At 55.0% G+C, this 18,451-nt stretch carries 15 protein-coding genes, 1 tRNA gene and 1 pseudogene; 7 read left to right on the top strand and 10 right to left on the bottom strand.

Annotation, left to right across the window (positions count from 1 at the left end; genetic code table 11):
* The first annotated feature begins 105 nt into the window (after positions 1-105).
* From C2U54_RS06645 to C2U54_RS06630, 4 genes and pseudogenes are all read left to right on the top strand, one after another.
* Positions 106-1,406, top strand: a pseudogene (locus tag C2U54_RS06645) (anaerobic C4-dicarboxylate transporter).
* Positions 1,407-1,518: 112 nt separating this feature from the next.
* Positions 1,519-1,842, top strand: coding sequence for a divalent cation tolerance protein CutA (cutA, locus tag C2U54_RS06640; RefSeq protein ID WP_103177933.1), 324 nt, complete (start codon positions 1,519-1,521; stop codon positions 1,840-1,842).
* On the top strand, positions 1,818-3,521 hold the full coding sequence (locus C2U54_RS06635) for a protein-disulfide reductase DsbD (protein ID WP_103177932.1): 1,704 nt from the start codon (positions 1,818-1,820) through the stop codon (positions 3,519-3,521). Before cutA ends, C2U54_RS06635 begins: the two co-directional genes overlap by 25 nt.
* Positions 3,522-3,568: 47 nt before the next feature.
* Entirely contained in the window at positions 3,569-4,144 is a 576-nt protein-coding gene (locus C2U54_RS06630) for a transcriptional regulator (protein ID WP_103177931.1), read from the top strand.
* Here the strand turns inward: C2U54_RS06630 and C2U54_RS06625 are convergent.
* Positions 4,141-4,731: a LysE family translocator gene (locus tag C2U54_RS06625; RefSeq protein ID WP_103177930.1), complete on the bottom strand. Its 591-nt coding sequence runs from the start codon at positions 4,729-4,731 to the stop codon at positions 4,141-4,143. The two genes, C2U54_RS06630 and C2U54_RS06625, sit on opposite strands and share 4 nt — an antisense overlap.
* Positions 4,732-4,767: 36 nt before the next feature.
* Positions 4,768-5,610 (bottom strand): AraC family transcriptional regulator, encoded by an 843-nt coding sequence (locus C2U54_RS06620; protein ID WP_103177929.1) that lies wholly within the window; start codon positions 5,608-5,610, stop codon positions 4,768-4,770.
* A gap of 172 nt (positions 5,611-5,782) precedes the next feature.
* Between C2U54_RS06620 and C2U54_RS06615 the strand changes: the two genes are divergently transcribed.
* Positions 5,783-5,858, top strand: a tRNA-Phe gene (locus C2U54_RS06615).
* Positions 5,859-6,252: 394 nt separating this feature from the next.
* Here C2U54_RS06615 and C2U54_RS06610 read toward each other — a convergent pair.
* The gene (locus C2U54_RS06610; protein ID WP_103177928.1) at positions 6,253-7,677 is read right to left on the bottom strand and encodes a DUF4832 domain-containing protein; all 1,425 of its coding nucleotides are present in this window, start codon (positions 7,675-7,677) and stop codon (positions 6,253-6,255) included.
* A gap of 230 nt (positions 7,678-7,907) precedes the next feature.
* Between C2U54_RS06610 and C2U54_RS06605 the strand changes: the two genes are divergently transcribed.
* Together C2U54_RS06605 and galE are read left to right on the top strand one after the other, a co-directional pair.
* Positions 7,908-8,834: a glucosamine inositolphosphorylceramide transferase family protein gene (locus tag C2U54_RS06605; RefSeq protein ID WP_103177927.1), complete on the top strand. Its 927-nt coding sequence runs from the start codon at positions 7,908-7,910 to the stop codon at positions 8,832-8,834.
* A 120-nt stretch (positions 8,835-8,954) separates the two neighbouring features.
* Positions 8,955-9,971: a UDP-glucose 4-epimerase GalE gene (galE, locus tag C2U54_RS06600; RefSeq protein ID WP_103177926.1), complete on the top strand. Its 1,017-nt coding sequence runs from the start codon at positions 8,955-8,957 to the stop codon at positions 9,969-9,971.
* Positions 9,972-10,011: 40 nt separating this feature from the next.
* On the opposite strand, the gene C2U54_RS06595 is transcribed toward galE, so the two are convergent.
* From C2U54_RS06595 to C2U54_RS06565, 7 genes are read right to left on the bottom strand one after another with little or no spacing between them, the layout of a single operon-like run.
* Entirely contained in the window at positions 10,012-10,419 is a 408-nt protein-coding gene (locus C2U54_RS06595) for a hypothetical protein (protein WP_103177925.1), read from the bottom strand.
* Between the two features lie 2 nt (positions 10,420-10,421).
* Entirely contained in the window at positions 10,422-11,534 is a 1,113-nt protein-coding gene (locus C2U54_RS06590; RefSeq protein ID WP_103177924.1) for a glycosyltransferase family 4 protein, read from the bottom strand.
* A gap of 1 nt (position 11,535) precedes the next feature.
* Entirely contained in the window at positions 11,536-12,747 is a 1,212-nt protein-coding gene (locus C2U54_RS06585) for a glycosyltransferase family 4 protein (RefSeq protein ID WP_103177923.1), read from the bottom strand.
* Positions 12,747-13,745, bottom strand: a complete 999-nt coding sequence (locus C2U54_RS06580; protein WP_103177922.1) for a glycosyltransferase — start codon at positions 13,743-13,745, stop codon at positions 12,747-12,749. The genes C2U54_RS06585 and C2U54_RS06580 overlap by 1 nt, the downstream gene beginning before the upstream one ends.
* Positions 13,742-15,118 carry a capsular biosynthesis protein gene (locus C2U54_RS06575; RefSeq protein ID WP_103177921.1) on the bottom strand — a complete coding sequence of 459 codons (1,377 nt, stop codon included), beginning with the start codon at positions 15,116-15,118 and terminating at the stop codon, positions 13,742-13,744. The genes C2U54_RS06580 and C2U54_RS06575 overlap by 4 nt, the downstream gene beginning before the upstream one ends.
* Positions 15,115-16,326 carry a lipopolysaccharide biosynthesis protein gene (locus tag C2U54_RS06570; RefSeq protein WP_103177920.1) on the bottom strand — a complete coding sequence of 404 codons (1,212 nt, stop codon included), beginning with the start codon at positions 16,324-16,326 and terminating at the stop codon, positions 15,115-15,117. The genes C2U54_RS06575 and C2U54_RS06570 overlap by 4 nt, the downstream gene beginning before the upstream one ends.
* Positions 16,323-18,449: a GumC family protein gene (locus tag C2U54_RS06565; RefSeq protein WP_103177919.1), complete on the bottom strand. Its 2,127-nt coding sequence runs from the start codon at positions 18,447-18,449 to the stop codon at positions 16,323-16,325. The genes C2U54_RS06570 and C2U54_RS06565 overlap by 4 nt, the downstream gene beginning before the upstream one ends.
* Between the last annotated feature and the right edge of the window lie 2 nt (positions 18,450-18,451).

The following is an 18,451-nucleotide window of genomic DNA, read 5'->3' as shown; positions in this document are numbered from 1 at the left end:
TTAAACTTCATGAAGGCACGTCAGATGACGTGCCTTTTTTGTTTTTAGGCGTTACCAAAACACAACAATTTAATATCAACTTGTTAATGAGCAAGGTAGGCACTTATGTTCGGAGCAGAACTCGTCATCGTCCTGTTGGCGATATACTTAGGCGCAAGACTCGGGGGATCGGCATCGGTTTCGCCGGTGGTCTCGGCGTACTTGTCCTCACTCTCTTTCTCCAGATTAAACCCGGCGCTATTCCGTTTGATGTAATTGAAATCATCATGGCCGTTATCGCCGCTATCGCAGCCATGCAGGTTGCAGGCGGTATGGACTACCTGGTGAGCCTGGCGGAGCGTATGCTGCGCCGTCATCCAAAATACATTACCTTCCTTGCTCCGCTGGTCACCTGGTTTATGACCATTCTGGCCGGTACTGGCCATACCGCATTCTCCACCCTGCCGGTGATAACCGAAGTGGCAAAAGAGCAGGGCATCCGTCCCTCCCGTCCGCTCTCTATTGCCGTTGTCGCCTCGCAGATTGCCATCACCGCCTCGCCCATTTCGGCGGCAGTGGTGTTCTTTGCCGGTATCCTTGAGCCGCTGGGCGTGAGCTACCTGACGCTGCTGGCGATCTGTATTCCGGTGACCCTGATTGCTGTGATGATCACCGCGGTGTTCTGTAACTTCCTCGGCGCCGAGCTGAAAGACGACCCGGTCTATCAGGAGCGTCTGGCAAAAGGCGAAGTGAAGCTGCGCGGCAGCCAGGCGTTTATCCTGAAGCCACACGCGAAACGCTCCGTGCTGCTGTTCCTGATCGGCATTGTCGCGGTGATGTTCTACGCCACCGCCATCAGCGATACCGTTGGGCTGATCAAGAACCCGGTCCTGCCGCGTAACGAAGCGATCGTGGTGTTCATGCTGACCATCGCCACGCTCATTAGTATCACCTGTAAAATCGACACCAGCGAAGTGCTCAACGCCAGCACCTTTAAATCCGGTATGAGCGCCTGCGTGTGTGTACTGGGCGTGGCCTGGCTGGGCGATACCTTCGTGAAAGCGCACATCACCGACATCCAGACCGTGGCGGGCGACCTGCTGCATAACTATCCGTGGTTGCTGGCGGTGGTGCTCTTCTTTGCCGCGACCCTGCTCTACTCTCAGGCGGCCACCACCAAGGCGCTGATGCCTGCGGCGCTGATGCTGGGCGTTTCACCGCTCACCGCCATTGCCTCTTTTGCTGCCGTCTCCGCGCTGTTTGTGCTGCCTACCTACCCGACGCTGCTGGCAGCCGTCGAGATGGATGACACCGGCTCAACCCGCATCGGTAAATATGTCTTTAACCACGCCTTCCTGATCCCGGGCGTGATCGCCATTACCCTGTGCGTGATCCTCGGCTTCATCATCGGCGGGATTGTGCTGTAAATCCTTTTTGGTTGTAAAAAGAGTTAAAGTCGGGCCGCTTAGCGGCCCGATTCATTAATGAGCAGCGTCCCGTCGTGGTATAGTGATTTTTTTGCGATAACGAGGTCGACCTGTGAACACGCCTGACACTGTTGTTGTACTCTGTACCGCCCCCGATGAAGCGACCGCTCAGGATCTGGCGGCCAAAGTCCTGGCAGAAAAGCTCGCCGCCTGTGTGACCATCCTCCCCGGCGCCACCTCCCTTTACTACTGGGAAGGCAAACTGGAACAGGAGTATGAAGTGCAGATGCTGCTCAAATCGAGCGTGGCGAAACAGCAAGCGCTCCTCGACTGCCTCAAATCGCATCACCCTTACCAGACTCCGGAGCTGCTGGTGCTGCCAGTGCTTCACGGCGATAACGACTATCTCTCATGGCTCAACGCTTCCTTACGCTAATCCTGCTGCTGTGCAGCACATCAGTCTTTGCCGGGTTGTTTGATGCACCCGGCCGCTCGAACTTCACCCCTGCCGATCGGGCTTTCGTCTTCGATTTTCAGCAAAACCAGCACGAACTGACTCTCAACTGGAATGTGAAGGAGGGATATTACCTCTATCGCAAGCAGATCAGCATCACCCCCGCTCAGGCGCAGGTCGGCACACTCCAGTTGCCTGCTGGCGTCGCCCACGAAGACGAATTCTACGGCAAAAGCGAAATCTACCGCGGCCAGCTGTCAGTTCCCGTGACGGTGGATCAGGCCGCCAAAGGCGCCACCCTGACGGTTACTTATCAGGGCTGTGCCGACGCCGGGCTATGCTATCCACCAGAGACGAAAGTGGTGCCGCTGAGCGAAGTCAAAGCGGCTGCTGTATCCGCTCCCGTCTCTCCTGAGAAGGGGAAAACGGCCCCACACAATAGCGGCAGTGAACTGCCCTTCTCCGCCTTCTGGGCCTTGCTGATCGGCATTGGCATCGCCTTCACGCCCTGCGTGTTGCCTATGTACCCGCTTATCTCCGGCATCGTGCTCGGCGGTAAGCAGCGCCTCTCTACTGCCCGCGCGCTGCTGCTGGCGTTTATCTACGTGCAGGGGATGGCGCTCACCTATACCGCTCTCGGCCTGATCGTCGCGGCGGCTGGGCTGCAGTTTCAGGCGGCGCTCCAGCATCCTTGGGTGCTCATCGGGCTGTCGATCGTCTTTATCCTGCTGGCGCTGTCGATGTTTGGTCTCTTCAGCCTGCAGTTGCCCTCGTCTCTACAAACCCGCTTAACGCTGATGAGCAACCGTCAGCAGGGCGGCTCCGTGGGGGGCGTGTTTGCCATGGGCGCCATCGCCGGGCTGATCTGCTCGCCCTGCACCACGGCGCCACTCAGCGCGATCCTGCTCTACATCGCCCAGAGCGGCAATATGTGGCTCGGCGGTGGCACGCTCTATCTCTATGCCCTGGGAATGGGTCTGCCGCTGATTCTGGTGACGGTATTCGGTAACCGTCTGCTGCCGAAAAGCGGCCCCTGGATGGAGACGGTCAAAACCGCGTTTGGCTTTGTCATCCTGGCGCTGCCGGTCTTCCTGCTCGAGCGCGTCATTGGCGATGTGTGGGGTCAGCGCCTGTGGGCAATGCTGGGCGTGGCCTTCTTTAGCTGGGCCTTTATCAGCAGCCTTAGTGCCCGCAAGCCCTGGGTCCGCATTGTGCAAATTCTGCTGCTGGCCGCCGCGCTGGTCAGCGTGCGTCCGCTACAGGACTGGGCATTTGGCGCGCCGGCCGCGCAAAGCCAGGCCCACCTGAATTTTATGCCGGTTAAGAACGTCGACGACTTACACCGCGCGCTGGCTCAGGCGCAAGGAAAGCCGGTGATGCTCGACCTCTACGCCGACTGGTGCGTCGCCTGCAAGGAGTTTGAAAAATACACCTTCAGCGACCCGCAGGTGCAAAACGCCCTGAACGATACCGTCCTTTTGCAGGCCAACGTCACGGCGAACGGTCCAGAGGACAAGGCCCTGCTGAAGGCGCTCAACGTGCTCGGTCTGCCCACCATCCTGTTTTTCAACGCTCAGGGTGAAGAGCAGCCTGCTCAACGGGTAACGGGCTTTATGAATGCCGCCGCGTTCAGTGCGCATTTGCGCAATCGCCAACCGTAAACGACACTTTAAGCGGGAAAGTACGAAAGTAGACGGAGGAATAAACCGTGCAACGTGAAGATGTTCTGGGCGCAACCCTACAGTTGCTTGAAATACAAGGGATAGCCAGCACCTCGCTAGAGATGGTTGCTGAACGTGTCAATTATCCTCTGGATGAACTACGTCGTTTCTGGCCCGATAAAGAAGCGCTCCTGTACGATGCCCTGCGCTACCTTAGCCAGCAGGTGGACACCTGGCGCAGGCAACTGATGCTTAACACGGAGCTCTCGGCGGAGCAAAAGCTCCTGGCGCGCTATTCCGCGCTCACCGAATGCGTGCGTAATCACCGCTATCCGGGCTGTCTGTTTATTGCCGCCTGCACCTTTTACCCGGATCCCGGCCACCCGATCCACCAGTTGGCCGATCAGCAAAAACGCGCCTCACATGACTTTACGCATGAGCTGCTGACCACCCTCGAAGTGGACGACCCGGCAATGGTGGCAAAGCAGATGGATCTGATCATAGAAGGCTGTCTTAGCCGGATGCTGGTGAATCGAAGCCAGGCCGATGTCGATACTGCCCAGCGACTGGCGGAAGATATCCTGCACTTCGCGCAATGTCGCAAAGGTGGGGCGCTGACCTAAGCCAGCATCCCCGCCCAGGCGGAAATGAAGAGACAGAGCGCCATCAGGCGCTGAAAACGCACCATGGCGGCAGGGGTGCGAAACAGCCTGTTTACCGCCTGCCCCAGCCATGCCCAGCACAGCAGGCAGGCCACCGAAATCAGTAAAAAGCAGAGCGCCATCAGCGCGATCTCCCGTAATGTCCCCTCTCCCGCTGGCGCAAACAGGCTGACTACCGCCAGCGCCATCATCCAGGTTTTGGGATTGATAACCTGCAATAGCGCCGCGGCACGCGCGGTGAAGCGGGTATAATTATGCCCGGATAAATTTGCCGCAGGCGCGCAAAAAAGCTGCCAGCTCATCCAGCTTAACCACAACACCCCGGCCCAGCTCATCACCTGGCGCACCAGTGGATACTGCCTCAGTATCTCGCCCGCTCCGGCCCCCGAAATCAGCACAATGGTGCTCGCTGCCGCGCAGGCGCTCACCAGCGCAGGCAGGGTCGCCTTCACGCCGTAGTGCTGACTGTTGGTCAGAATAAGGATATTGGTGGGGCCTGGGGTTATCGAGGCGACAAAAGCAAACAACAGAAACGGCAACATATTCACAGGTGGCTCCTTTTTATAAGAGCCCTGACATTGCCGTTATTTTCTGGAAACGTCTGGAAGGTTTGTGCACAACCTACGGTAGTGGGCAGGCGTAATGCGATAGGCGCGCTGGAACCAGCGCCCTAAATGGCTTTGATCGGCAAACCCCAGCGCTGCCGCTACATCGACGGGCTGATCCCCACGCGCCAGAAACTGCCGCGCTTTCGCCAGCCGCAGCTGAATCAGCCAGGCATGGGGTGCCAGGTGAAACTCGCGCTTAAAGCAACGGGTGAGTGTGAAGCGATCGGTGCCGGTCTCCCGTGCCAGATCGGAGAGGCCAATATTGTCGCCCAGGTGGGCATAGAGATAGTCCCGCGCCCGGTGCGCCACCGCCGCGCTCTGCAACTGTGAGGGCAATTTTCTGCGCCAGTAGCAATGGGAGGTCAGTTGAGAGAGCAGATTATCCATCGTGCTTTGCTGGACGATCTTCATCTCGTCAGTGTGCAGCGTCGCAAAGGTGTCGCCAATGGCGCGGACCAGTTGCGGCTCGCGGGTCAAGGTCTGCGTGAAATGCAGCGAATAGCTTCCGGGTGTCGAGTCATACAGGCCATGCAGGGTCTGGGTCAACCAGCGCTCATCGAGATAGAACGTCAGATAGGTGAAGCCCCCCGCAACAGGGGCATCACCGTCGTGGATCTCGCCCGGCTCAAGCAGAAACGCATCACCCGGATGGCTACGATGACGTTCACGACGGCAATGGAACTGCTGGGTACCGCTGAGGGTGATACCAACCAGATAGCTGTCGTGCCAGTGAGGATCAAAGGCATGCCCTTCAAAGTGCGCCTTGATCGTTTCTATTCCCGTATCCGCATGCTGTCGCAGCTCAAGCCAGTCTTTCACCGTCGCGCCCCCTTTTTCGCTGTCAGCATTGCCTGAGATAGTTTTTCTGTCTGGAAGATTTGTGCAAAATCGACGCGCAAACCGACAGATTGCCGCAAACTTAAGCAGTTGAACAGCAATTCCCGAAATAAGGTTGACGATTGTATGTGATTACGGTTTAATGCGCCTCGTTGCCCGGATAGCTCAGTCGGTAGAGCAGGGGATTGAAAATCCCCGTGTCCTTGGTTCGATTCCGAGTCCGGGCACCACTATTTAAAGAACCCGCCCAAAAGGCGGGTTTTTGCTTTCTGGAGAGCTGGACTCTTCATCGAACTACGTTCGATTATTCGCCGCAAGCGGCTCACCCCTTCGGGGCCAGCGCGACAAGCGCGCTGTTCAACGCCTCCGGCGTTAGTCCGGGTCCGGGCACCACTCTTTAAAGAACCCGCCCAAAAGGCGGGTTTTTGCTTTCTGGAGAGCCGGACTCTTCATCGAACTACGTTCGATTATTCGCCGCAAGCGGCTCACCCCTTCGGGGCCAGCGCGACAAGCGCGCTGTTCAACGCCTCCGGCGTTAGTCCGAGTCCGGGCACCACTCTTTAAAGAACCCGCCCAAAAGGCGGGTTTTTGCTTTCCTGTGTTCTGGCTAACCCAAACCGCCCCTCACTCAATCATCACCGTCGACAGCCGGTACCAGCCATCATTGCGTTTCCCCTCGTTAGCCAGCTGAATACGCGCTTTGTTGTGTTTATCCACCAATGCCACATCCAACTGATAGCGTCCTGCCGCAAGGTTACGCGGGGTAGCCAGCTGATAAGCCGAACTGTGCCTGCCCGGCAGCCACTGACGGATATCATCCCCGGCGCTGCCCTGGGCAACCGTGCTCCCCTGATTGTCCTGCAGCCGCCAGGCCAGCGTATAACGCAGATAAACGGGCGCCACCCCCTCATTTGACCATTGGCTATTGAGCGACAGGGCCTCTCCTGCATGCACGCTCGCCGGATGGGTCAGCGATACCACCCGGAAGCGATAGCCTATTTTGGCCAGCGCCTTGTCGACGATATCGCGATAGACCTTCGGTATTTCGGTAGATTTAATGTTCAGGGTGCTGGCATGCTGCGCCAGCGCCCAGTCAAAGGTGGCCTGTACCTCTTCGCGCGTATACTTCTGCTCGGTCAGCCATTCCGCCATATGACCGCAAATCTCCAGACTGACCGGCGCTTTTTTCCATGCCTCGTTGAACCCCGGCCAGGCTGACTGCGTCGCCGCGATACGTTCCGGGTAATCTTTGGCCATGTGGCTCCATGTGGGGCTGAAGTTACGCCAGTCTCCCCAGCAGTCCGCCCGCCAGCCAGCCCCTTTTTTTGCCGCATAGGCCACGGAATCATAGCCGTTAATCAACATGATTTTGGGTGTGTCAGGAAAGGCGCTGAAATGCATATCAACGTATTGGTTGAGCAGCGCGGGCGGATAGCGCTCCTGTAACGGCGGCAGGTTCGGGAAATTGCTGTTGTGCCACTCTCCCCATGCGCCGACCATCCCGATATCAATGAACGCCAGTTCCGGGTTATTGTTATAGCGCGCGCCAAATGCCTGCAGCAGGCGACGGGCGTAATCCATATAGGAGGGATCGTCCAGATCGGGGGCAAAGGTTTTGTGATCCGGCGTCCAGGTGCCTTTGATCCCTTTATCGATAAGCCAATGGGGGATCTCTGAGCCAGACTCCGGCCCATCGAGGATCATAAACCGCAGACCGACATTCATGGCCGGCTGATGCGCGGCCGCAGCAGCAAACCCCTCATCCACCAGCGCAAAATTGTACTCTCCTTCTCGCGGTTCCACTTCGCGCCAGTAGTAGCGTCGATACTCAAGACCCGTCGCCGGATAGTCGGCAATGCTTAAGTCCTGATCGTGAAAACGGGCAACACCGTTTCCCGGGTTTGCCAGAGGACCGCTAAGGGCGGCCGGATTCACCGTTTGTAACCTGTCTGCGCTCTCCGCCCAGGCGCCATTTGAAAGGAATAGCAGTGCTCCGGCGACCAGAAGTAACAACCGATTTTTACGGCGTGGCAGTTTGTAAATGCACATTAAATACTCCTTTCCCCAGAGTGTTACATCCAACAGAGAAGATTTTATTTCACACGATATATTCCCGGACTCACCCAATATTACTATTTCCATGCGTAAACGCTGGGCTAATGTTGATATGTTACTGCGCGGGAAGAGCGAGTGTTATGATTCACCTTTCATACTTCTGGGACTAAAGACACCGCTTATTTCTGAGTTTATTCATATTTACTCATGAGTACCATGGTAAAATGTTCAATAAAAATAACAGAATAATCAAGAAGCTGTTCTTCCATGAGTCCTGGGACATTATGGTCATCAACAGCCACGGCCAGCATGTTTTCCCGGAAAACACGCTGGATATTCTCTGTAATGCAAAAGCACGGCAGCTTGATAAAAAATATATTTTCCAGGCCGATCCTTTTATTATCGATAAAGGTGAACGGCTGTATGTTTTTTATGAAGCTTTCTCCTTCCTCACCTCAAAGGGGGTACTGCGCTGCCGTGTCCTTAATAAAGACCTGGAGGAGATAGAAGACGTTAAGCTCGAGGGGTTTGACGACTTAAAATGTCATCTCTCCTTTCCCTTCCTGTTCGAACTCGACGGCAAACTGTTTATGATCCCGGAATCGGCAGAGCGGAAAGAGGTCATTTTGTTCCAGTCGGTTGATTTTCCCGCGCGCTGGGAAAAGGTGAAAGTCCTGGTTTCCGATATGGCCGTGACGGATAACGTAATCTTTGAGCTGAATGGCGTGAATTTCATGGCCTCCACCACCATGGACAATGAGCTGGTGATCCACACCTCAGACGCTATTCTCGGTGACTGGCAGCAAATTTCTCCTGACCTGGATATCTGTAATATGCATGCCAGAGGCGCCGGAAAGCCCTACTCGATCAACGATAAAACCTACCTCTTTACCCAGGAGTGCAGTGCTGGGTTTTATGGAAAATCCATATTCATCAAGGAATTGACCAATCTGACGCCGCATAAATATGAAGAAAAATTGGTCGGTAAAATAAGCCCGTCGATTAATAACAGTGACGGTATCCACACGTTAAACTTTACCGATAACTATATTGTCTACGATACAAAACACCTGACTTTCAGCCTACTTTCCACCCTTAAAAAGCTGGCCTATAAAGTGATGGTGAATCACCGCAAGCGTCTTTTTAGCTAAGTGACAATAGCGGTATTCAGAACTAATCTAACCAGAGTGACAGGATAAACACTGTAAAAGAGCTCCCCTGCTCCGCCACGTCAGTGCGCGGGCCACTGCTGGCTTTTTGAGGGCGTTAATATGGCGATTCTGGTTACGGGCGGTGCAGGCTATATTGGTTCACATACGGTACTGGCATTACTCGAGCGGGGAGAAGAGGTCGTTGTCATTGATAACCTTTCAAATGCCTCGCAGGAGTCATTAATCCGGGTCGCAGAATTAACGGGCAAACGGCCAATAGTCTGTATTGCTGACATTCTGGATCGCGACTCTTTAAAAAGCCTTTTCACTCAACACAGCATCACCGACGTCATTCACTTCGCTGGCCTTAAATCGGTATCTGAATCTATTGCACATCCTCTCGCCTATTATGAAAATAATGTGGCCGGGACGATGGTGCTTCTACAGGAAATGCAGCAGGCGGGTGTCGCCAGCCTTATTTTCAGCTCCTCGGCCACGGTTTATGGCAATCCCGATACCGTTCCCTTAAGCGAAAAGTCCCCTACCGGCGGTACAACTAACCCATACGGCACTTCCAAGCTGATGGTGGAGCAGATTTTGCGAGATTTCGCGGCGGCGCAACCGCAATTCAGGATCACTTGCCTGCGCTATTTTAATCCGGTGGGGGCGCATCCTTCCGGACGCCTGGGAGAAGATCCAAACGGGATCCCCAATAATCTTGTACCCTATATTTCTCAGGTCGCTATCGGCAAGCTGCCGTGTCTGACCGTCTTTGGCGATGACTATCCCACGCCTGATGGAACGGGCATCCGTGATTATATTCATGTGATGGACCTGGCCCACGGCCACCTGGCGGCGTTGGATCATAAAGACGAAGGGGACGCTTTCAAGGTCATCAACCTCGGTACCGGCGTCGGTTATTCGGTGATTGACCTGATCAAAGCATTCGAAAAAGCGGCGCAGACCAGAATCAATTACCGCATCGTTGGCAGGCGATCCGGCGATGTGGCAGAGTGCTGGTCAGATTCATCGCTGGCGCGCCAGCTTCTCGGATGGCAGGCGACGCGCAATTTAGATGAAATGATGCGCGACGCCTGGAACTGGCAGAAGAACAACCCCGACGGCTACAACGCCTGACTACCGGCAGGGTAAACAGGGGCCATATGGCTCCTGTTAATTACTGATATTTCAAGTTGAGCCACCAGTCCCAGATCCCGACGTGAAAGTGCTGGAACAGGTCTATCCCCAGGGCTGATTTGATCATATAGAGCGTCAGCAGCACGCAACACAGCAGGAACAGCGTGGCAAACAGAATGAGAAAAGTGACCACGATACGCGACAGCTTTGACTCCGGGCGCGACCGCGTGCGGAGATCCCGCCCCAGTAAAAACACCATATAGAGGCGTTTGCCGAAGAAAGGGAAACTTTTACGGATATCGATCCGGTGCCGCGACGCCAGGGTGATCGAGACGATCGCGCTCTCGATCTCCTCTTTTTGCTCAGGCGTCAGCTGAGCGGTCACGTTCTTATCAAGCACTTCGTAAAAACGATCGATAACGATCGGGTTTCTGGGCTTACTGGTCAATTTTAACCTATTGATTTGTCTAATTTGTGGTAAATGGAGACGGTTTTCCTGGCGATTTCATCCCAGTTGTAACGCTTCAGAAAATCGCCGTAATCAACGCGGGGCAAATGCGCCTGGCTTGCCATTTTTGCTGCTAAATCAGCAACGTTTCCCAGCTTAAAACTGGTTTCATCCGGCAAACCGACCTCGAGGTTCGGCAGGATATCGCTCACCACCACTGGCAGGGAATAGGACATCGCCTCAAGCAGCGCAATGGGTAAACCCTCATGGTACGATGGCATCACAAAGAGCGACGCCTGAGAGAAGACAACCTGCAACGCCTCGCCCTTTAAAAACCCCGTCATCACCACGCCAGGCGTGTCAAACGCGAGCTGTTTCAAACGCAAACTGTACTCCGAGGGATGATCCGCATCTCCCACCAGCACCAGCGGCAGCGTCAGGCCCGACTGTTGGTATGCGGCGATGGCATCATGCATCCCCTTCTCTTCCACAAAGCGCCCGACCATCACGATATAGCGCTCGGGCTGCAGCTCGTAGCGCCCGAGGATCTTATCGATCGTCTCTTTATCCAGCGGGCCCGGCACGTTAACCCCGTTATAGATCAGATGTGCATCATAACGGTGGTATTTCTGCTGGATCAGCTGGTTGATCACCTCGGAGATCACAATCACTTCGTGGGCATACTTCACCGCCACTTTCTCGCCGAGCATCAGGATTTTTTTCGCCATCTTGCCCCACTTCTGGCGATCGTAATCCGGCCCGTGATGGGTAAAGACTACGCGTTTACCCAGCAGGCGTAACAGCGGCACCACGAGACCCGGCCCGATGGCGTGAACATGAACAATATCGGATCGATCGACGAATGTCCTCAACGCAGCAATAACAGAGTGCACAATGGCCTCAAAACTGCGTTTTTTGGGCGCCCACAGCGCCAGGGTCTCCACGTTTTTGTAGCGTGAGCGCCGGTAGGGTACGTAGGGTGACCGGGCAATGACGCAAATCTCCACCTCATACTGCTGGCGGATAGCCGGGTAGAGATTCTGACAATGGGTTTCGACGCCGCCTAAGACATCCGGGATGCCGCGGGTACCCAACACCGTGATTTTTTTTGCCATGTTATCGCCCGTCGAGCAGCTCGCGGTAGAGCGCCTGCAACGTCTCCATGTGCTTACGCAGTGAGTATTTCTGGCAAAGTCTTTCGCGGCCTTTCTGCCCCATCTCCCGGGCCTGCTGCGGGATTTCCGCGATCTCGTCCAGCGCATCGGCCAGATCCTGAGCGTTGCCAGGTTCAAACAGCAATCCTTCAATACCGTGTCGTATCTGCTCCGGGATGCCGCCAATTCGGGCCCCCACCACCGGGCGGGCGAACGACATCGCCTCCAGTACCGCCATGGAGCAGTTCTCATAACATTCAGAAGGCAGCACCACCGCCCGGGCATGTTTAATCAGCGCATCCAGCTCCAGCCCTTGCTGCACATAGCCGAGGAACTCCGCATGGGGGAAGGTTTTTACCATGTCGTCATACAGCGGCCCGTGGCCGACCACCTTTAACGGCATTTTATTCCGCATAAGCTGATGCGCCTGGGTCAGCGTCGGCACCCCTTTTTCACGGCTCAGGCGGCCAACGTAGAGCAGATAGCCTTCGTCCGGGCCCTCTTCCGGCTGCTGACTATCGTCAATACCGTTCACGATGACATCGATACGGGAGTCCGGCAGCGAGCGCCTCAGCTCGTTACGCAGAAATTCGCTCGGGGAGACAATCACATCCAGCGCCTGATAATTTTGCGCGATGTACTGCCAGGTCGCTTCTAAGGACAGCAGCAAACTCTTCGCCGCCGAGCCCTCCTGGCAGCGATAGCGAAACGCATTAAACACGCTGCCCGTCACGCAGGCATCACACACCTTGCCGTCACGCAGCATAGAGTAGGAGGGACACATAATTTTATAGTCGTGAGCGGTTAGCACCGTCTTACAGCCGAAATCCCGGGCGACTTTAATCAGCGCAGGCGTCAGCTGATGATAAATATTGTGGAAATGGACGATCTCCGGGCGCGTCTGTTGCAGCAGCGCCACCATTTTTTTGCACGCCTCCCGGTTGTGAATAAAGCTGATGGCGGTTTTTGCCCCCGCCAGCAGGCCGCCCTCTTTGTGGTAATCCACATTAGTGACGAAGTAGTCCGCATAGTCAGAGGGAAAATTTTTCTCGTGCTGCATTGAGAAATCAATTACCTCCACCCCGGCCTCTTTCAGCATGTTACGTTCCTGAAAATAGACCGTTTCAGCTCCTCCTTTAATAAAGAAGAACTTATTCACCAGTAAGACTTTCATTACTCTACCTGCTCATGAATAACTTTATTGCCCGGTGGCACCCTGGGATCGCGAAGGGGGTGGAAAAGGCCTTTAACCAGCCCGGCAGAGAGCACCGCCAGATTAATCACGCTGTTGAGGCCGTTTTTTAATGAGCGGTTGCGAATGGTTTTCAGCAGGATGAAGGCCAGCAACGGCAGCAGCGCAATGTCGATCAGGCTGACGTCGAAAGTGAAGAACACAATCAGAACGATAAAGATGTAACTTGCGAAAATCACTTCGTTTTTCACCAGCATCAGCGCATCGCGAAACCAGGGCTTGCCCCATGCGCTGCGCAGCAGTTCTCCCGGCGCCTGATGAAACCCGCTTTTCCAGCGATAGCGCAGCATTTTAAAGGTCGGCATGGTGTAGGAGGTATGGCGGAAATAGGGCACGTTCAGGCGATGCAGTTTGTAGCCCGCGGTCAGCAGGCGAATGCCCAGCTCCGCCTCTTCATAGGCGTGCAGGCTGCGGTTGGTCAGATAACCGATGTCGGCAATCGCCGACAGGCGATACAGGCCGCCACCACCTAAATGGTCGCAGTCGCCCAGCGGATAGATCTTATTGATGCGCTGTTTGCGGGAGGTAAACTCATAGTTTGAGGCGTCGTCCATCTCCACCGTGCCGGCCACGCCAGCATAGCCAGGATTTTCCTGCAGAAACGCCACCGCCCGATCGATAAAGCCCGGCTCCAGCTCCATATCGCCATCCATCAGCAGAATGAACTCCCCTTCGCTGTGAAGGTAGCCCAGCTGATGCCCGACACCGCAACAGCGGTCTGCCGGTTCGGTTAACGACACCACCATCACCCCTTTATCGCTGGCCAGCTGCTGGGTGTTATCCGTAGAAAGACTGTCGGCAACGATAATTTTATGCGGATACTCAACGATCTGGCTGCGAATACTGTCGATGGTTTTCTCAATACACTCGGCTTCGTTAAACGTTTTAATACTTACGGTAATAAACGGTTTGTACATCAATAGAGCCCCGTATAACGGCGTACGGTCCGGCGGATAATCAAGCTGGAACCTAAAGATAAATAGAATAAGAATTGCAGCATTGGCACGATCATCAGTATCTGACTGTAGGGCAGACTAAGCAGACAGGCGATGGCAAAAACATTAAATGCCGGTGCAAAGCTCAGAAGCTGGAGATCTTGTTTATCAATTTGGTCAACGGATAACAGAGGTTCAGGCTGAACCACTTTCAGTATATAAACAAATAGCCCAATAAATATAAGCGTGCCCACCACGCCCACTTCCCAGAGCAGCATACTCATGGCGGTACTGTCGAGGATCAGGTTATAGACCTGATTCAGGAAACCTGGCGAGAGGAAGCTACCGCTGTTGGTGGCATTCAGCCCGTAGCCGAACAGCGTGCCCGGCAGCCCCGACAGGTCGTTATGCTGGAGCCAGAACGTCAGAGTAGTAAAACGCCCGATCTCCCCGCCTGGCAAGATGAAATTCGGGTCGAAAATATAGCTGAGTGAACCAAAGAAAACCGTGAACGGGTTCTCCGACATATCGATGCCATAAGCGGTGGTATAGCTGTAGGCGAGAATGACAATGGCCAGCCCGATTAACAACACCATCGCCACCAGAATGGAGAGCAGCACGGCTAAATTCACCCGACTCGCCTCTTTGACCCAGGAGGGCATAAGCCACACCCAGCCCAGCAGCAACGGCGACAGCAGGATCACGAATTTCACTTCACCAATAATGCACATCACAAACCCCAGCGCGATATGCAACGCCATGTTTTTAAAGCTGGTCAGCCCATGCTTATACTCCGAGACCTTCAGCAGCATGATCAGCAGACAGAACAGCCCCATCGCCGCGGTGTTGCCGCCACCCATCGGGTCACCACCGAACGTCCCCACCACGGAGTCCCATTTTTCCTCTTCGCCGTGTAACGCCACGCGCTGCGGCACCACAAAGAGGAGCTGGTAGAGCGCAACCGGGAACTGGATATAAAAAATCCAGTACAGGCCGCGCGTCACCTGATAGATCTGCGATTCCCGGCAGAAGCCCAGCAGAAGGCAGAGCATCACCAGCGAGAGCGCAATCTCATTCTTAAACCCGATAAGGGTAATCAGCGCCCCGCCCTGGAACAGGGTCGAAATCCCCGCCAGCACGATAAACGAGAGATAAAGCGTCAGAACAATCGCTTCCTGCGCATCCAGCCGCACGGGTTCATGGCGGGTTTGCAGCACGAGGAAACCGGCCATCAGCATCGTCATGAAGAAGGGGAGCCACAGCACCGCCAACTCACCGGTGAAGTACTGCACCAGCCCGATGAAGATGAGGGTCAGCAGGGTGAAGGTTTGTAAGTAATGTCCGGTATTAAGATTCATGATGCCACTGACCCGTTTTTCAGAATGTCGGCGCGCTTATTCACCTTCAGGTAGATGAAGGCGTAGCGAATGAACGTCAGAATCGAAAATAAGATGATGGAGGTCGCATAGTCATTGTAAAAATAGGGCACAACGAGGAACGCGATAACCACAATCGCCAGTTGTTCAAGCTGGATCCGCAGGAAGTAGCGGTGCGAGCCGAAAATCAGTTCAATCACCGTCAGCGGACAGACCGCCAGCGCCGGGAAGAGGTAGGGCAGCATATAGCGCGAGGTCGGCACGGAGGCGATCCACTCCTCGCTGAAGCCCAGATTCATCACAATCGGGTAGAAGATGAAGACCCCCAGCGTGCAGATCACCCCCAGCACCAACAGCAGCAGACGGACCTTCGTGTACTCTTCGTAGTTGAAGACGTTGTTTCTGAAATCTATCGACCATTTCGAGAAAATGGTGTTCCGCACCGCATTGCCGACAATCACCACCGGGGCCAGACAGAAGCGGCTCACCACCGAGAAATAGCCCGCCGTTAAGGCCGAGAACCAGAAGTTGATGAGCATAATCGGCAGGTTGTTATTAGCCATCGCCAGCACTTCGGCACTGCCCACTTTGGTAATGTGGTGGATATTTTTTTTCAGGAACGCCAGGTTACTGGAGGGCCACAGGTGATGCAGGGTGACGGTGCGAATATCAAACGCCCGCAGAATGCAGGCGCTGGTCAGCGCCATCATCAGGATCGCCCACATCCAGTAAAACGCCATCACCTGGTGGGTGAGCAGCACGGAGACCACCACCACCACCGAGACGGAGATGCGTTGCACCACCAGAAAGCGAAAGTTTGCCGTACGCAGCGACAGGTTCTCGGCGACCAGCACCCAGGTATTCGAGAGCGTGAGCAGGTAAAGAAAGAGCATATTCTGGTGAAACAGCCAGCCCGTCAGCACCGCATAAGGAATGGCGATGGTCAGGCTTTGCAGGAGACAAAACACCACATTCTGAGCCAGCTCGTCATCCTGTTGTCTGGGGATCAACAGCTGCGAGGCAAAGGTGCAGACCTGCGCCCCAATCAGGGCAATACTGTAGTTGAGCGCGTAGAGCCCCACTTCGCCAAGATCGTACTTATGCGAAATGAGCCAGATCGACAGGGCACCAATCAGCTGTGAAATAACTGATGACCCTGCGATCGTGGAGGCGCTCTTGAGAAGACTCATGCCCGGCCTGTGTTATTCATCAGTTCATGCGTATGGTAGTTAAGTGAACGCAGTCCCTCTTTACTCTCCAGATTTTTATCCACGACCTGGTTCAGCACGCCGCCGATAATCACATTGTGGTGGTGGGTCGCTTTCTCAATCGCCGGTCCAGTGGTGTCGGCGGTGTTCAGACCCGCTTTGAGGACAAAGATCAGGCCGTCCGCTACCTGGTTAACCAGCTGCACTTCCTGGCTCTGATTTACGGCGGCGACATCGACAATGATGCGCTGGTAGCGGCTACGCAGAGAATCAATCAGCGGTTTTAACCGTTCAGGCGACAGCAGCAGCAGCGCCGAGACCGGCGTATTGCCGCGCGGCAGGAAATCGAGATTATCGTTGATCTTCACCAGCACGTTGTCGGTCGCGTTGTCGCCGCGCAGCACTTCTGCCACGCCTGGCGCCTTCAGTGAGCCCAGCTCGCCCGACAGCCCGTCGCTGTTAAAGAAGTCCATATCGATTAGCAGCGTTTTCTGGTCGAAGCTGAAGGAGCTCGCCAGCAGATTCGCCAGCAGCGTCCGTCCCTCTCCACCCTCCGCCGACGTCACGGTAATCACCTGCAGCGGATGGCTGCTGAGCATGATCTGGGTGCGCATACTGTGAATAACGTCCGCATTCAGCGGATCGCTCATCATCAGATCGCGGATTTTGCTGCGTCCTCCCACCCCCTTGAAGCGGCGGATCTCACCCAGCGGCATCAGATTCAGCCGCTTTTGCATCTGGCTCAGGCTGTTCACCGACTTGTCCGTGGCCGTTTTCACCATGATGTACATCACGTAGAAGAGCATCACCAGCAGCACAATCATCAGCATCAGCAGCGGCTTGTTCGGTTTAGCCGGCTGCGCTGCGGGCACGGCAGGATCGTAGATCTCCGCATCCGCATCGGAATAAGAGCCGGGTAGTGCCAGCTCCTGCGTGCGCTGATAGGCCATCTTGTACATCTCTTCCGTTTTATCCAGCGCCAGCTTGAGATCGTTGTAGCCGTCACGCTTCAGGGAGAGCTTCTGGAAGTTCGCTTTCTGCTCTTCCAGCTGCTTCTGGTAATTTTTTTCGTCCGCCAGCGCCGCCTCGTAGGTCTGGCGTATTCCTGCCTCCTGCTCCCTGAGCGTCATCGCCGTTTGCGCCTGAATGGCACTGATACGCGCCCGGGCCTGGATCACTTTGTCATGCTGGGGACCGTAGGATTTCTCCAGTTGGGAAAGCTCGCTGTTGGCCTGGATCAGGGCAATGCGTAAATCCTGGATCTGGGCGTGATTTGAGATAGATGGCAGCGAAATGACCTGCCCCCGCGAGCCACCGGAGCGGATTTCGTTATAAACAGACTCCGCCGCTACCCGGCGCTCGGTCGCGTTTGCCAGGCGGTTGGTGATAATGCCCATCTGCTCCGTTTCAAAGCCATCAACGCCACGGAAGGTTAGCAGCCCCTCTTTTGCCAGATAGCTATCCAGCGCACTCTTTTGCTGCACCATTTGCTGCTGGAGTTCCTGCAGCTTCTGCTGGTTATCTTCTCTCGCCTTCGCTGTTTTTTGCTGCTTGAGCGCAAGAGTGTAATTAATAAACGACTCCGCCACGCCATTGGCGATATCCGCCGCCAGCTGTGGCGAGGTGGATTCATAGGAGACGGTAGACAAATGGGTCGTACGCACGTTGCTGATCGTCAGATCCTTCTGCAGCGTTTTCAGGGCATGATCAACCCGCTGCTGTTCATTTGCAGGCGTTGCGCTACTGCCAGACCCCTCACCGTTAAACGCCGGGTTTTGATCGAGTTTTAGCGTGCGAATGGCTTGCTCAAGCACCACGCGCGATTGCATCAGCGCGTTTTGCGTTTCGTAGTACCCGTTACGGGTGGAGTCATAGCCTTCCACTTTCTGGAAAGGTGAAACATTGTCCGGCTGAGCTTTAATCAGTACCGTGGCAGTGGAAACATACTTCGATGACATCAAACTCATTAATGGCCAGGCAATCGCCCCGGCAATCACGCCGGAGAGAACGATTTTCCAGGAGTTCTTTTTAATTTCTCTGGCAAATCTGGCGATATCGATAGCGCTTTCTCGCTTTTTGCCATTTTCCACTATTGATAGTTTCATGG

It is taken from the genome of Leclercia sp. LSNIH1 (assembly GCF_002902985.1).
GTDB lineage: Bacteria > Pseudomonadota > Gammaproteobacteria > Enterobacterales > Enterobacteriaceae > Enterobacter.
Note: the sequence above shows the minus strand (reverse complement) of the source record. Positions and strands in the feature narration are given on the sequence as shown.

What these genes read in the sequence shown, in the direction of transcription:
- C2U54_RS06590 (WP_103177924.1), bottom strand. Translation starts at nt 11,534, where the DNA reads ATGGCAAAAAAAATCACGGTGTTGGGTACCCGCGGCATCCCGGATGTC.
- C2U54_RS06570 (WP_103177920.1), bottom strand. Translation starts at nt 16,326, where the DNA reads ATGAGTCTTCTCAAGAGCGCCTCCACGATCGCAGGGTCATCAGTTATT.
- C2U54_RS06565 (WP_103177919.1), bottom strand. Translation starts at nt 18,449, where the DNA reads ATGAAACTATCAATAGTGGAAAATGGCAAAAAGCGAGAAAGCGCTATC.
- C2U54_RS06585 (WP_103177923.1), bottom strand. Translation starts at nt 12,747, where the DNA reads ATGAAAGTCTTACTGGTGAATAAGTTCTTCTTTATTAAAGGAGGAGCT.
- C2U54_RS06635 (WP_103177932.1), top strand. Translation starts at nt 1,818, where the DNA reads ATGGCTCAACGCTTCCTTACGCTAATCCTGCTGCTGTGCAGCACATCA.
- C2U54_RS06610 (WP_103177928.1), bottom strand. Translation starts at nt 7,677, where the DNA reads ATGTGCATTTACAAACTGCCACGCCGTAAAAATCGGTTGTTACTTCTG.
- C2U54_RS06575 (WP_103177921.1), bottom strand. Translation starts at nt 15,118, where the DNA reads ATGAATCTTAATACCGGACATTACTTACAAACCTTCACCCTGCTGACC.
- galE (WP_103177926.1), top strand. Translation starts at nt 8,955, where the DNA reads ATGGCGATTCTGGTTACGGGCGGTGCAGGCTATATTGGTTCACATACG.
- C2U54_RS06605 (WP_103177927.1), top strand. Translation starts at nt 7,908, where the DNA reads ATGTTCAATAAAAATAACAGAATAATCAAGAAGCTGTTCTTCCATGAG.